Genomic DNA, 14,173 nt, shown 5'->3' on the forward strand with positions numbered 1-14,173 from the left:
AACGTCTCAGATCGCGCCGGCCCGCAGCGCGTAGGCGACGGCGTGCGCGCGGTTGTTCAGGCCGCAGCGCGTCATCAGTCCGTAGAGGACGTTCTTCACGGTCCGCTCCGAGTAGCACAGCTTCGCCGCGATCTCCTCCGTGCCGAAGCCCTCGGCGACCAGCCGCAGCACGTCGCACTCGCGCGCCGCGAGCCCCGAGAGCGTGAGCCCGTTCGGCTCCAGGACGTCCTTGCGCATCCGCTGCACCTGGGCCAGCAGCGCGCCCTGCAGCCGCGGCGGCAGGTTGGCCGTGCCGTCACCCGCGGCGAGCACCGCCGTCACCAGCTCGGCGCCGCCGGTCTCGCGGCGGGGCAGGATCGCCACCACGCCGCACTCCAGCGCCGCCATCAGGTCGCTTTCGCGGAAGTGCTCGACGACCAGCACGACGTGGGACGCCTTGGCCGCGCGGATCTCGCCGAGGACGGCCTCGGTGACGTGGTCCTCCATCACCAGCAGCACGTCCGGCACGAGGTCGGTCAGCCGGACGTCGGGATGGTTGTCCAGCAGGCTCACCGCGCCGGCGTGCGTGATGGGGTCCGAGGCCAGGACGCTCACTTCGACGGGCTTCATGGGGGCAGTGTGGACGGCGTGTCTTCACGTCGTCCCTATTCCGCCTTCACGCGCGTGAAGACAGCTCCCCGAACGCCGCCCGCGCCCGCTCCAGGCACCCGGGCATCCGCTCGGCCGCGCGGGTCCAGTCGCGCCGGGCCTGCAGGTATTCCTCCCGCGCTTCCGGCGTCCAGCCGGCCAGGTCCGGCTCGACCCTGGCCTCCAGGTCGGCCAGCAGCGCGCCCAGCTCACCGGTGATCGCGCCCATCCGGTCGAGCACCAGATCGGCGAAGCTGAAGTCGAGCCGCGTCACGGCAGGCGCGGCCGCGGCATCGGGCCGCCGGTCGCCTCCAGCAGCTGCGCCAGCCGCGACAGGATGACGTCGAACTCCTGCTCCCAGTCGCTCATCGCCTGGCCGAACCGCACCGACGCCTCGCCGCGCCACGACGCCTGCACCATGGCCATCTCGCTGTTGACGTCGCGAAGGCCCGACCGGGCCGCCTCGAGGGCGTGCGCGAAGCAGGCGGCGGCCCGCTGCATGTCTTCGGTCGGCGCTGTCGCCATTCGGGCGGCTCCTCTCGGGCTCCCCGAGCCTGACGCACGCGGTGGCGGCGCGGAACCCCGCCCGTGTGCCGTTGCCCGAATGTCCGCCATGATTGCCTGCCGGTTCACGACGTCCGCGTATGCTCACGGCAGGCATCCGGCGCGTGACGGTTCGTCGCGCACGAAGGGAGACCGATGTCGGCCGCGGACGGCTCCGCACCGAGACTCCAGCTGCTGGGCCCCATGAAGGCCTGGCAAGGCGAAACGGAGCTCGACCTCGGCTCCGCGCACCGGCGGACGGTCCTCGCCGCACTGGCGATGCACCCGAACCGCACGGTTTCGCGCGAGGAGCTGATCGACGCCGTCTGGGGCGACGCGCCGCCGCAGAGCGCGCAGGGCTCCATCTACACCTACGTCTCCGGGCTGCGGCGCGCGCTCGAACCCGGCCGGGCCAAGGGCGAGGGCCCGCAGCTGCTCGCGTCGATCGGGTCCGGGTACTCGCTGCGCCTGGCCACCGAGGCGATCGACGTCCACCGGTTCGAAGCCCTGCGCGAGCAGGCGCACCGCAAGCACGCGGCCGGTGATCTCCGCGGTTCGCGCGAAGCCTTCGACGAGGCTTTGGCGCTCTGGCACGGCGTCCCGCTGTCGGGCTTGCCCGGGCCGTTCGCGGCCGCGCAGCGCGCCCGGCTGACCGAGCTGCGGCTCGCGACCGTCGAGCGGCGCGCCGAGGTCGTGCTGGAGTCGGGCGGGCACAGCGAACTCGTCGCCGAACTGACCGCGCTGACCCGCGAACACCCGTTCCGCGAGACGCTGCGCGGGCTGCTCATGCGCGCACTGGTCCAAGCCGGACGGCGGACCGAGGCGATCGCGGTCTACGCCGACGTCCGCGCCCGGCTCGTCGAGTCGTCGGGCACCGAGCCCGGTCCGGCCCTGCGGCGGCTGCACGACGAGCTGCTGGCCAAGCCCGCCGCGGCCCCGGAACCGGCGCCGGTGGCCGCGGTGTCGCGGATGCCGGCCGCGGCGCTGCCGGAGCGGGCGGAGATCTTCGTCGGCCGGGAGGCGGAACTCGACCGGCTGCACGAAGCCGTCGTCGAGCTCGGCACCGGGGTGGGGCGGTCGGTGTGGCTGGAAGGCGAGCCGGGCAGCGGCCGGACCGCGCTGCTCGCCGAAGTCCTCGCCGCGGCGCGGGACTTCGGCCCGGCGTTCGCCGCCGCGGACGCGCTCGACCAGCGGTTCGCGCTGCGGCCGTTGCTCGACGCGCTGGGCGTGCACCCGCGTGCCGCCGACCCCCGCCGGGCCGCGCTGGCCGCCCGGCTCGCCGAGCAGCCCGGCGAAGACCCGGTCGACGGCGTACTCGCGCTGGTCCGCGAGCTGTGCGCGGAAGCCCCGCTCGTGCTCGTGGTCGACGACCTGCAGTGGGCCGACGACACCACGCTGAGCGTCTGGCGCTACCTGAGCCGGGAGACGCGGCAGCTGCCGTTGCTGCTGGTCGGCGCCTGCCGCCCGGTACCGCGGCCGGCCGCGCTGGACGACCTGCTTGACAACGATGACATCGCCGTCCTGCGGTTGCCGCCGCTGGCCGAGGACGCCACGCACGAGCTGGCCACCGAACTGGCCGGCGCGCCACCCGGGCCGGGGCTGCAGTTGCTGGTCTCCTACGGGGCAGGCAATCCGCGCTACGTCCGGGAAATCGTCGAGACGCTGCTCGCGCAGTCGATGATCGTGCTCGACGGCGTCCACGCGCACCTGGACGGCAATTCGTGCCAGACGATCCCGGCGCCGCTGGGCGCGCGGATCACGCAGTACCTGAGCTTCCTGTCCAGCGGCACCCGCGACGCGCTGCGCTGGGCGGCGCTGCTGGGCCGCGAGTTCTCGCCGTCGGACATCGCCGTCGCCACCGAGCGGCCGCCGACGGCGCTGGTCGGCGCGGTCGACGAGGCGATCACGTCCGGGGTGCTCGTCGAATCGGGTGACAGGCTGGCGTTCCGGCACCCGCTCGTGCGCCGGGTGCTCTACGAAAAGTCGCCCGCCGCGATGCGGGTCGCCCTGCACCGGCAGCTGGCCGAGGCCTTTGCCGCCGCGGGTGCGCCCGCGGAGCGTGTCGCCGAGCAGCTCGCCGCCGCGCCCGCGCAGGTCGACCCGTGGGTCACCGGGTGGCTGCTGGAGCACATCGGGACGGTCGCCACGCAGACCCCGCGGGTCGCGGTGGACCTGCTGCGCCACGCCGTCACGCAGGGGACACTGCCGCCGGGCGCGCGGGAGACGCTGACCGCGACCCTGGCCCGGCTGCTGTTCTGGCTCGGCCGGGAGCCGGAAGCCGAGGCGCGCTCGGTCGTCGCGCGGACGTCCGACAGCAGGCGCGCGGCCGAGATGCGCTGGATCCTGGCGTACGTCTACTACCGCCGCGGCGATTTTTCGGAGGCGACCGCCGAGCTCAAGCGGACGCTCGACGACGCCGACGTCCCGGAGATGTGGCGCGGGCGGCACGAGGCACTGCTGGCCACGCTGGAGAAGCTCGGCGAAGAGACGGCGCTGGCTCCGGCCGGGCTGCACCCGCTGGACGACGCCGCGCTGGCCGTGCCGAACCTCGACAGCCTCGACGACGCCGCCGAGCCGCTCGACGCCGCCCGCCGGATCGCCGCGACACGCGCGGTGCCGGGCGAGATGCACCTGGCCGGCGCGGTGCACTACTACTGGCTGGGCCGCTGGCCGGAAGCGCTGGCCGAGCTGGACGCGGTAATCCGCGACGGCGCCGAGACGGCGTCGTACGTGCTGCGCAGCCCGGGTTCGGCGTTGCTGGTGCACGGCGTCGGCGCCCTGATCGCCGGACACCGCGGCGAGCCGGGCCAGGCGCGCACGCACCTCGACGCGGCCGAGCGGCAGCAGTGGCCACCGGGCCTGGAGCCCGACGGCGGCGACTTCCTGCTGGCGGCGCGGGCGTTGCTGGCCGAGCAGGAGGGCAGGCCGGAAGCGGCGCTGGCGGCGTTGTCGCCGTTGCTGGAGGACAACTACCCGCCCGCGGCCCGCCACCAGTGGCTGCCGGACCTGGTGCGGCTGGCGCTGGCCCTCGGCGACCGGCAGCGGGTGCACTCGGCGTTGCGCCTGCTCAAGCCGGAGGGCGAGATCCCACCGGCGCACGCGGCGGCGGCCGCGCACTGCCGCGGTCTCGCGACCGGGGACGCCGCACCGGTCCTGACGGCGGCGGGCCACTACCGGGCGGCCGGCCGGGTGCTCAAGCAGGCGAAGGCCACGGAGGACGCGGCGATCCTGCTGGCGGAGGCGGGCGAGCTGGCGGAAGCACGGACGGCGTTCCGCGGCGCGTTGACGGCGTACACGGAGATGGGCGCGGTCTGGGACGTGCGGCGCGCGGAGGCCCGCATGGGGCCGTTCGGCATCCGGCGCGCGCCTTCGGTGCGGCCACGGGCGGCCGCCGGAAGCTGACGGCCCCCAGCGCCCCAATGCGGCGTTCGGTGCATCCAACGCACCCAATGCGGCGTTCGGTGCATCCAACGCACCCAATGCGGCGTTCGGTGCATCCAACGCACCCAATGCGGCGTTCGGTGCATCCAACGCACCCAATGCGGCGTTCGGTGCATCCAACGCACCCAATGCGGCGTTCGGTGCATCCAACGCACCCAACGCCACATTGGGGCGGTTGGGTGCGCGCAACCTTTCCGGGGTTGCCACGTCGGTAAGGTCACCTGAGTAGTAGTCCCTGGGGGATGGGGTCTGGGCGCGAGTCCCAGAGGGGACGGCAACGACATGCCAGGCGAAGACCCGGGCCTGCGGGTCGGGGTGCTCGGCCCGCTGCGGGCCTGGCGCGGGGCGGCCGAAATCGGCCTCGGCCCCGCCCGTCAGCGCGCCATCTTCGCGGTGCTCGCCGTCAACGCCGGCCGGCCCGTGCCGCGGGCCGAACTGATCGACGGTGTCTGGGGTGACTCCGCCCCGGCCAGCGTCGAAGGCAGCGTCCACACCTACGTCTCCGGGCTGCGGCGGGCGCTCGAGCCCGGCCGCTCGCGGTGGTCGGCCGCCAGCGTCCTCGTCTCGGACCCCGCCGGGTACTCGCTCCTGCTCGGCGAAGACGCGCTCGACGCGGCCCTCTTCGAACGGCACCGCGAACGCGCGCGACGGCACCTCGAGCAGGGTGACCCCGGGGCCGCCGTCGCCGAACTCGACGACGCTCTCGCGCTCTGGCAGGGCGAAGCCCTCTCCGGCGTGCCCGGCGGGTTCGCCGAACGGCACCGCGAATACCTGGCCGAACTCCGGCTGGACACCCTCGAACGGCGGGCCGAAGCCGTGCTCGCCCTCGGGGGGCACGTCGACCTCGCGCCGGAACTCGCCGTGCTGGCCGGGGAACACCCGCTGCGCGAGTCGCTGCGGGAATCGCTCATGCTCGCCCTCTACCGCAGCGGGCGGCCCGCCGACGCGCTCGACGTCTTCCGCGACGCCCGTGCCACGCTCGTCACGGAACTCGGCGTCGAACCCGGCGCCACGCTGCAACGGCTCCAGCGGCAGATCCTCGCCCAGGACCCCGCGCTCGACGCGCCCGCGCCGCCGGTCGTCGTCACCGGGCACCGGCTGTTCGGCCGGGAAGCCGAGCAGGCACGGCTCGCCGAGCTCGTCGCTGACGTCCGCGCCGGCCGGGGGCGGGCCGTCTGGATCGAAGGCGACGCCGGGATCGGCAAGTCCGCGCTGCTCACCTCCGCGCTGCCGGACGGCCCCGGCTTCCAGCGGCTCCAGGCGGCCGCCGACGAGCTGAGCACCCGGTTCCCGCTGCAGGTCGTGCTGGAGTGCCTGGCGATCGACGCGCACTCGCCCGACCCGCGGCGCGCGCGGGTGGCGAAGGAACTCGCGGGTGAAGGCCCGGCGCGGCGCAGCTGGGGCCCGGCCGACCCGGTGCTCGGCGCCGTCGACCGGCTGCTGGCCCTGGTCGACGAGCTGTGCGCGCAGTCGCCGCAGGTGCTGGTGCTCGACGACCTCCAGTGGGCCGACGAGGCTTCCGTGCTGGTCTGGCACCGGCTCTGCGCGGCGACCCGCCAGCTGCCGCTGCTGCTCGTGGCCGCGACGCGCCCGGCGCCGGACCGCGCCGAGCTCGCCCAGCTGCGGCGCGGCGTCCAGGCGCGGGACGGCGTCGTCCTCGACCTCGCGCCGCTGACCGGCGAGGACGTCGGCAGGCTGATCGAAGACCAGCTCGGGGCGCCGCCCGGGCCGGGGCTGCGCGAGCTGGCCGCCCGCGGTGCCGGGAACCCGTTGTACGTCAAGGAAATGGTCGACGTCCTGCGCCGCGCCGGCGCGGTGGAGGTGAGCGGCGGCCAGGCCGACGTCGACGACCCGGCGGAGTTCGAGGCCCCGCGGTCGCTGGTCGCCGCGGTCGACCGGCGGCTGGACTTCCTCACGGCGCGGACCCAGGAAGTGCTGCGCTGGGGGGCGTTGCTGGGCATGGAGTTCGCCGTCGGCGACGTCGCCGCGGTGCTCGGCAGCCGGCCGTCCGACCTGCTGGCGCCGCTGGAAGAAGCCGTCGCGGCGAACGTGCTCATCGACACCGGGACGCAGCTGGCGTTCCGGCACCCGTTGCTGCGCCAGGCGTTGTACGACCGGCTGCTGGCCGGGACGCGGGCGGCGCTGCACCGGCAGGCCGCCGAGGCGCTCGCCGGGATCGGCGCTCCCGTCAAGCGCGTGGCCGAGCAGCTGGTGGCCGCACCGGCCACAGTGGACGAATGGGTGCTGGACTGGCTCGCCGCGCACCACGCCGCCGTGTCGACCCGGGCCCCGCTGATCGCCGTCGAGCTGCTGGAACGCGCGCTGGCCGCGTGCCCCGGCACCGACCCGCGCCGGGAGACGCTGCTCGTGGCCCTGGTCAAGGTGCTGTTCCGGCTGGAACGCAGCCCGGAAGCCCTGGCGCGGCAGGCACTCGACGTCGCCACCGAGCCGGACGCCGTCGAGGAGATGCGGCACGTGCTCGCGGCGCTGCGGCACCGCCGTGGCGACACCGAAGGCGCCGTCGCGACGCTGGCTGCCCAGGTCGACGACCCGGCCGTGCCGGAGCTCTGGCGGGTGAAACACCGGCAGCTCCTGGCGAACTTCCGCCGCGGCAGCCTGTCCGATTTGGACACCGCGGAGAAGACCGCGCACGAGACGAAAGCACGCGCCGGCGGCGACCGCTACCTGACCGCGCACGCGCTGCAGTCGTTGTGGCTGGTCGATTCGGTGCGCCGCGAGCACGACCGCGCGCTCGCCCACATCGACGCGGCGATCGAGGCCGTCGGCGACGAGCACGAGCTGGCCGACCTGCACCTGGACCTGCTCGACAACCGTGTCTTCACGCTGCAGAACCTCGACCGCCTTGCCGAGGCGGGCGAGGCCCTGCGCGCGGCGGGCGAAGTCGCGGCACGGCACGCGTTGCCGGTCGGGCTGCAGGTGTCCGCCGCGGTGCACCGGTACTGGGAAGGCCGCTGGGACGAGGCGCTGGTCGAGCTGGACACGGTCATCGAGGACGGCCCGGCGATCACGTTCTACGGCCTGCGCGAGCCGGGCCCGGCGGCGCTGCTGCTGCACGGCGTCGCGGCGCTGATCGCGGGCCGCCGCGACGACCGCGCCCAGGCGGCGGCCCACCTCGACGCGGCGGAGGAGTACGCGCCCGCCACCGGCGCCGAGCGCGAGAGCTTCGACTTCCTGCTGGTCGCCGACGCGCTGGCGGCCGAGCAGCGCGGCGACCGCGTCCGCGCGCTGGCGGTGCTGGAGCCGATCCTGAACCCGACGTACGCGCAGATGATGCTGCGCCACCAGTGGCTGCCGGCGTTCGTGCGGCTGGCGATGGAGCAGGACGACGTCGGCCGCGCCCGGCGCGCTTTGGCGGTGTGCGAGGAGGAAGCGGCGAAGGAGCGACGTCCGGCACGGGCGCACGCGGCGGCGTCGTGGTGCCGCGGGCTGATCGAGGAGGACCCGGCGCCGGTGCTGGCGACGGCCGAGCACTTCCGCGCGGTCGGCCGCCGTCCGGAGCTGGCCTCGGCCCTGGAGGACGCGGCGGTGCTGCTGGCCCGCGCGGGCCGCCTGGACGCGGCGCACGCGGCATTCGAGGAGGCGGCCGAGCTGTACACGGCGCTGGCGGCGAGGTGGGACTTGCGGCGTGCGGAGACCCGGCTGCGCCGCCTGGGTGTCCGCCGGGGTGCCCTGTTCTCGCCGATCCGGCCGGGCCACGGCTGGGAGTCGCTGACGCCGATCGAGGTCCGCATCGCCGGGCTGGTCGCGGAAGGCCGCTCCAACCCGGACATCGCGGCGGAGCTGTCCCTGCCGCGGCGGACGGTCCAGGCCCACGTGGCCCGCCTGCTGGGCAAGCTGGAGACGCCGTCACGTTCCGGCGTCGCCGACGCCGTCCGCCGGCGCGCGTCCGGCTGACCTGGAACTACTGGAAAACCCGGTGAGCACCGACCCGGCCGGGTCGGTGCTCACCGAACTACTGGCGTGCCCGTGTCAGCAGGGCGTGGCCGACAGCTGGATGTACCAGACCGGATCCCAGTTGACGTAGTCGCCTGTCCCCGCCCACTGGCACCGGATCAGCCTGCCGTTCTGGTCGAGAAGCCGCATGCCCGCGTTCCCGGTTTGGCTGTTGACGACGGAGCCCGTGTCGCCGGTGAAGTTGTTCAGCGAATACGTGCCGTAGTTGTAGAACTGGAACTCCCAGCCACCGTTGGACCCCCAGCTCGGCGTGGCACAGGCGTAGCCGGTCGGGCAGTCGTGCACCTCGCCGACCGAGACCCAGACGCGCCGGGACGGAGCCGGCGACGTCGACGGCTCGGCGGCCGCGACGGACGCGGACTGAGCGGCGCCACTGACTGCGGGCGCGGCCTGCGCGGGCAGGACACCGGCGGCCAGGAAGCCCACCACGATTCCGATGACCGCCACGATCCGGCGCTGTCGAATCCTCACTGCATATCCCCCTAGGTTGGTGTGAACCGGACCGTACTGGCATTCCGGACGAAGATCAAGTTCGGAATCACGGATCACAGCGCGTTGGCCTTGGCGACCCGGCCCAGGTAGCGGCCCGACTCCTTGACCGTCCGCCGCTGGGTCTCGAAGTCGACGTGGACCAGGCCGAACCGTTGCGTGTACCCCATCGCCCACTCGAAGTTGTCCAGCAGCGACCACGCGAAGTACCCGCGGACGTCGACCCCGAGGTCAAGGGCGTCGCGCACCGCCCGCAGGTGCTCCATGAAGTAGTTCACCCGGGCCGCGTCGTACACGCGGCCGTCCACGACGGTGTCCACAAAGGACGCTCCGTTTTCCGCCACCACCAGCGGGAGATCGGAACGCGAAGAAATCCACGTGAGCAGCGAAGTGAGCGTCGACGGCGACTGCTCCCAGCCGAACGCCGTCACCGGCGGCCGCGCCGGCAGGACGTCCAAGCCGCGCAACGTCGGCAGCGGGCAGTTGCTCGGCGCCTGCGGGTCCTCGAGCGGCGTCACACGGGCCGGGGCGTAGTAGTTGACGCCCAGCCAGTCGATCGGGGCCGCGATGGTGTCCGTGTCGCCGTCGCGGACGCACTCGACGAACCGGCCCGCGGCCGCCACCACGTCCGAGGGGTAGCCGCGGCCCAGCACCGGGTCCAGGAAGAACCGGTTGTGGATGCCGTCGAACTTCCGGGCCGCCTCGGCGTGCGCCGGTGACGAACCGTCCGCGATCGCCGGCGCGAAGTTCAGCGCCAGGGAGAACTCGTGACCCGGCCCGGTGAGCGCGCGGGTCGCCAGGCCGTGCGCCAGCAGCAGGTGGTGGGCCGCGACCAGCGCCGTGCCGTGGTCCTGGCCACCGGGTGCGTGCACGCCGCTGCCGTAGCCGAGGAACGCCGCGCAGAACGGCTCGTTGATCGTCGTCCACTGGCGCACGCGGTCGCCGAGCGCCGCGTGCACGACGGCGGCGTAGTCGGCGAACCGCGAAGCCGTGTCCCGCGAGGGCCAGCCGCCCGCGTCTTCGAGCGCCTGCGGCAGGTCCCAGTGGTAGAGCGTCAGCACCGGCACGATGTCCCGGCTCAGCAGCTCGTCGACCAGCCGGTCGTAGAAGGCGAGCCCGGCCGCGGACGGCGTCCGGCCGTCCGGCATCACCCGCGGCCAGGCCACCGAAAACCGGTACGCGTTCAGGCCGAGGCCGGCCAGCAGGCCGATGTCGTCGGCGTAGCGGTGGTAGTGGTCGCAGGCGACGGCACCGGTCGCACCGCCGAGCACCTTGCCTTCGGTCGCCGCGAAGGTGTCCCAGATGGACGGTCCGCGGCCGCCTTCGGTGACAGCGCCCTCGACCTGGTAGGACGCGGTGGCCGCGCCCCACAGGAAGCCCGCCGGGAAGGTCATACCGGTGCCCCTTTCAGGATGCCCCGCACGACGTGGCGGCCCAGCAGCAGGAACAACGCGATGACCGGCACGACGGCGACGGTCGCGCCGGTGAGCATCAGCGCGTAGTCCGTGTAGTAGCCGCTGGCCAGCTGGGACAGCGCGACCTGCACGGTCGGCGTCTCGTTGGGGTCGAGGACGACCAGCGGCCAGAAGTAGTCGTTCCAGGTGGCCATGAACGTCAGCATCGCGAGCACCGCGGCCGGTGCGCGCAGGGCCGGCACGGCCACGTGCCAGTAGGTGCGCAGGATCGAACAGCCGTCGACGGTCGCGGCGTCGACGAGGTCCGGGCTGATCGCGTTCTCGCACGCCTGCCGCATCCAGAACACGCTGAACGCGCTGACCAGCGCCGGCACGATCACCGCTTCGAGCCGCCCGTACCAGCCGAGGTCGCCCACGACCAGGTACAGCGGGATGACGCCGAGCTGCGCCGGCACCATCGCCGAGCCGACGACCAGCAGGAACAGCGTGTTGCGGCCCGGGAAGCGCAGCCGCGCGAAGGCGAACCCGGCGAGGCTCGCCAGCACGACGTTGGCCACCATGACCGTGGTCGCCACGATCAGCGAGTTCCCGATGGCCAGCCAGAAGTCGACGGTGTCGAAGACGCGCCGCACGTTCCCGGCCAGGTTCCCGCCCGGCAGCAGCAGCGGCGACGTCTCCCCGATCGCCGCGTTGTCGCGCGTGGCCACGACGAACGACCAGTACAGCGGGAACACCGACGCGCCGAGCACCCCGGTCAGCACGGCGTACACCCAGCCGCCCGGCCGCCGCCGCGCCGTCACGCCGCCCTCACGAACCGGCGCACCAGCCGGTAGTTGACCAGCGCGAACAGCGCGCAGACCACGAACATCACCCAGGTCAACGCGGCCGCGTAACCGGCGTCGAGGTGCGTGAACCCCTTCTCGTACAGGTACATCACCAGCGTCTGGAACTGGCGGTCGTTGCCGCCGGTGCCTGCCGAGCCGCCGGCGTCGAACAGCTGCGGCTCGGCGAACAGCTGCAGGCCGTTGACCGTGCCGGCGATCGCGGTGAAGGCCAGCGCGGGCCGGATACCCGGCACGGTGATCGACCAGAACGTCCGCCACCGCGAGGCGCCGTCGAGCTCCGCGGCTTCGTACAGGTCGCCGGGGACGGCCTGCATCGCGGCCAGGTAGATCAGGGCGTTGTAGCCGGTCCAGCGCCAGAGCACCATGCTCGCCACGGCGAAGTGCGACGTCCAGGTCGACGCCCGCCAGTTGACCGGCCCGATGCCGAACCAGCCGAGGACCTCGTTGACGACGCCGTAGTCGCGGCTGAACAGCTGCCCGAACACCAGCCCGACGGCGACGACGGACACGACGTTCGGCAGCAGGACGCCGGTGCGCCACCAGGTCGCCGCGCGCAGCGGCCGGTCGAGCAGGGCCGCGATGCCCAGCGCCAGCAGGAATTCCGGGACCGCGGCGAGCAGGAAGATCGAGACCGTGTTGGCGAGCGCGTTGTAGAAGTGCGGATCGGTGAGCAGGTCGCCGTAGTTGGCGAGGCCGAAGCCACCTCGGTCGCCTTCGAGCAGGTTCCAGTCGTGCAGCGAAACCCACGCCGTGTACAGCAGCGGGAAGGCGCCGAAGACGACGAACAGGGCGAAGAAGGGCGCGACGAACAGCAACGGCGTGACCGTGCGGTCGAGGCGGTGCGGCACGCGCGGCTACTTCAGGGCGGCTTGGGCCTGCTGGACGGCTTCCGCCCAGGCCTGCTCGACGGTGTCGGTGCCTTCCTCGATGCGCCCGAGCGCGCGGCCGAATTCGGGCCGGACGTCGGCGTCGCGCAGGCCGCGGTAGTTCGGGCGCAGCTGCTCGGCGGACGCGGCGAAGATCCGCCCGATCGGGGCGTCGCCGAAATACGCATCCGTGTGCGCGACGACCTGCGGATCTTCGTAGACCACGGGCTCGCTGGGCAGGATTCCGTCGGAGAGGAAGAGCTTCTTCTGCTGGTCCGGCGCGGTCAGCCACCGGGCGAGCTCGTAGGCCTGCTGCTGGTGTTCGCCCTGCTTCGGCACGGTCAGGAACGAACCGCCCTGGTTGCCGCTCTTGCCGGGCACGGTGGTGACGTCCCACTTCCCGCGGCCCGCGTCCCCGCCGGCTTCCTTGATCTGGCTGAGCATCCACGCGGGACAGGCGACGGTGGCGAAGGAACCCTGCTTGATCGCCACGTTCCACGCCTGGGTGAACGTGGTCGCCGCCGCTGTCTGCCCCTTCGCGGCCAGGCCGCCGGAGAGGAAGAAGGCGTTGCGCACGCTCGGGTTGCGGTCGGCGATGAAGGAGTCGTCGCGCTGGGAGAAGTAGTTCTCCGGCGACTGGTTGAGCATCGCCGTGTAGACGGTCCCCGCCGAGTCGGCGAACTTCACGCCCGGCGTCTTGGCGGTGAACCGCTCGGCGGTGGCGGCGTAGGCGGCCCAGTCCGGCATCAGCTTCGCGACCTCGTCGCGGCCGGTGGGCAGGCCCGCGGCCGCGAACAGGTCGCGGCGGTAGCAGAGGGCGAGGCTGCCCATGTCCGTGCCGAGGCCCAGCACGAAGGCGCCGTCCGTGCCCTGCGCCCACTTCCACGGCACCCACTGCTTTTCCAGCTCGCGGGCGCCGTAGCCGGCCAGGTCGGCGAACTTGTCCTTCGCCTTCCGGTACTGCGGCATGTACTGCTCTTCGATCGCGACGACGTCGGCGGCGCCGTGCCCGGTGGCCAGCTGCGTCGCGAGCCCCTTGTGGTGGGTGTCGAAGTCGGTGACGCGGTTCTGCACCGTGATGTCCGGGTGCAGCTTCTCGTACTCGGCGATCAGGGGCGCGTAGCCGAATTCGCCGAAGGTCGCGATGGTGAGCTTCGTCTTCCCCTCGGCGTCACCCGGACCGCAGGCGGCGAGCGGGATCAGCGCGGCGACCACGAGCGCGGTCCGGCGGGCGATCGTTCGCAACAGGCTTCCTCAGATCACACCGGCCCGCACGGCGTACGCGACCGCGTGCGGCCGGTTGCGCAGGTTGAGCCGGTTGGTCATGGCGTAGATGACGTTCTTCACGGTCCGCTCCGAGTAGCAGAGCTTGCCCGCGATCTCGGCAGTGTCCCAGCCTTCGGCCATCAGGCGAAGCACATCCACCTCGCGCGGCGTGAGTGCCGCGGCGCCGTGCTCGGCGGCGAGGGCCTCGACCTGCGCGCGCAGCGGGGAGGTGCGGCCCCTGGCCGCGGCGAGCACGTTCGCGGTGAGCCGGTCGAGCGCGGTCCGCGGCAGCACGGCCGAGACGTGGCAGTCGGCGAGCAGGCCGACGTGCGCGGGGTCGACGTGCCCCGCGACCAGCACGATCGCGGCCGGCGACTCGGCGGCCGCGGCCCGCAGCGCGGCGACGGCCTCGCGGTCGACCTCGCCGACGGCGAACACCAGCACGGCGGCCTCGCCCCGGCGGGCGCGCGGCAGGACCAGCAGCTCCGGGCGGGACTTCAGGTGGTTGATCAGCCCGGCCAGTGCGATCGGGTCGGACGCCCACGCCGCCACTCGCACCTGGTCCATCGAACCCTCCTCCGCCCACGACGATTCCTGACTCCGGCCAGTCTGCTGAGGACGCCTTCACGAATTCTCTACCGCACGCGACCACATTCTTCACGCCGTGAAGTTGGACGTCGACTACGGTCGGGGGCACCCACGAACG

The 14,173-nt window shown here is 73.3% G+C and carries 11 protein-coding genes; 2 read left to right on the top strand and 9 right to left on the bottom strand.

The features are described from left to right. Positions 1-6 precede the first annotated feature (6 nt). Genes BLW76_RS42370 through BLW76_RS42380 form a run of 3 tightly spaced genes read right to left on the bottom strand, consistent with a single transcriptional unit; the run spans position 7 to position 1,152 of the window. Positions 7-609, bottom strand: coding sequence for a helix-turn-helix transcriptional regulator (locus BLW76_RS42370; protein ID WP_091317867.1), 603 nt, complete (start codon positions 607-609; stop codon positions 7-9). 46 nt (positions 610-655) lie between these two features. Further along, entirely contained in the window at positions 656-901 is a 246-nt protein-coding gene (locus tag BLW76_RS42375) for a WXG100 family type VII secretion target (protein WP_091317868.1), read from the bottom strand. Beyond that, positions 898-1,152 carry a WXG100 family type VII secretion target gene (locus BLW76_RS42380; protein WP_091317869.1) on the bottom strand — a complete coding sequence of 85 codons (255 nt, stop codon included), beginning with the start codon at positions 1,150-1,152 and terminating at the stop codon, positions 898-900. The genes BLW76_RS42375 and BLW76_RS42380 overlap by 4 nt, the downstream gene beginning before the upstream one ends. Positions 1,153-1,326: 174 nt before the next feature. Between BLW76_RS42380 and BLW76_RS42385 the strand changes: the two genes are divergently transcribed. Together BLW76_RS42385 and BLW76_RS42390 are read left to right on the top strand one after the other, a co-directional pair. Then, positions 1,327-4,572 carry an ATP-binding protein gene (locus BLW76_RS42385; protein ID WP_091317870.1) on the top strand — a complete coding sequence of 1,082 codons (3,246 nt, stop codon included), beginning with the start codon at positions 1,327-1,329 and terminating at the stop codon, positions 4,570-4,572. Positions 4,573-4,893: 321 nt separating this feature from the next. Then, positions 4,894-8,526: an ATP-binding protein gene (locus tag BLW76_RS42390; RefSeq protein WP_091317871.1), complete on the top strand. Its 3,633-nt coding sequence runs from the start codon at positions 4,894-4,896 to the stop codon at positions 8,524-8,526. Positions 8,527-8,601: 75 nt separating this feature from the next. Here BLW76_RS42390 and BLW76_RS42395 read toward each other — a convergent pair whose 3' ends face one another. The 6 genes from BLW76_RS42395 to BLW76_RS42420 all read right to left on the bottom strand — a co-directional run bounded on the left by BLW76_RS42395 (position 8,602) and on the right by BLW76_RS42420 (position 14,034). Beyond that, positions 8,602-9,057 (bottom strand): hypothetical protein, encoded by a 456-nt coding sequence (locus tag BLW76_RS42395; protein WP_143060785.1) that lies wholly within the window; start codon positions 9,055-9,057, stop codon positions 8,602-8,604. A gap of 74 nt (positions 9,058-9,131) precedes the next feature. Beyond that, entirely contained in the window at positions 9,132-10,469 is a 1,338-nt protein-coding gene (locus tag BLW76_RS42400) for a GH1 family beta-glucosidase (RefSeq protein ID WP_091317873.1), read from the bottom strand. After that, positions 10,466-11,290 carry a carbohydrate ABC transporter permease gene (locus BLW76_RS42405; RefSeq protein WP_091317874.1) on the bottom strand — a complete coding sequence of 275 codons (825 nt, stop codon included), beginning with the start codon at positions 11,288-11,290 and terminating at the stop codon, positions 10,466-10,468. The genes BLW76_RS42400 and BLW76_RS42405 overlap by 4 nt, the downstream gene beginning before the upstream one ends. Then, entirely contained in the window at positions 11,287-12,183 is an 897-nt protein-coding gene (locus tag BLW76_RS42410) for a carbohydrate ABC transporter permease (RefSeq protein WP_091317875.1), read from the bottom strand. Before BLW76_RS42410 ends, BLW76_RS42405 begins: the two co-directional genes overlap by 4 nt. A gap of 6 nt (positions 12,184-12,189) precedes the next feature. Continuing rightward, positions 12,190-13,446: an ABC transporter substrate-binding protein gene (locus BLW76_RS42415; RefSeq protein ID WP_091317876.1), complete on the bottom strand. Its 1,257-nt coding sequence runs from the start codon at positions 13,444-13,446 to the stop codon at positions 12,190-12,192. A gap of 9 nt (positions 13,447-13,455) precedes the next feature. Beyond that, positions 13,456-14,034, bottom strand: coding sequence for a helix-turn-helix transcriptional regulator (locus tag BLW76_RS42420; protein ID WP_091317877.1), 579 nt, complete (start codon positions 14,032-14,034; stop codon positions 13,456-13,458). Positions 14,035-14,173: the final 139 nt, after the last annotated feature.

The organism is Amycolatopsis tolypomycina, assembly GCF_900105945.1.
GTDB classification, from domain to species: domain Bacteria; phylum Actinomycetota; class Actinomycetes; order Mycobacteriales; family Pseudonocardiaceae; genus Amycolatopsis; species Amycolatopsis tolypomycina.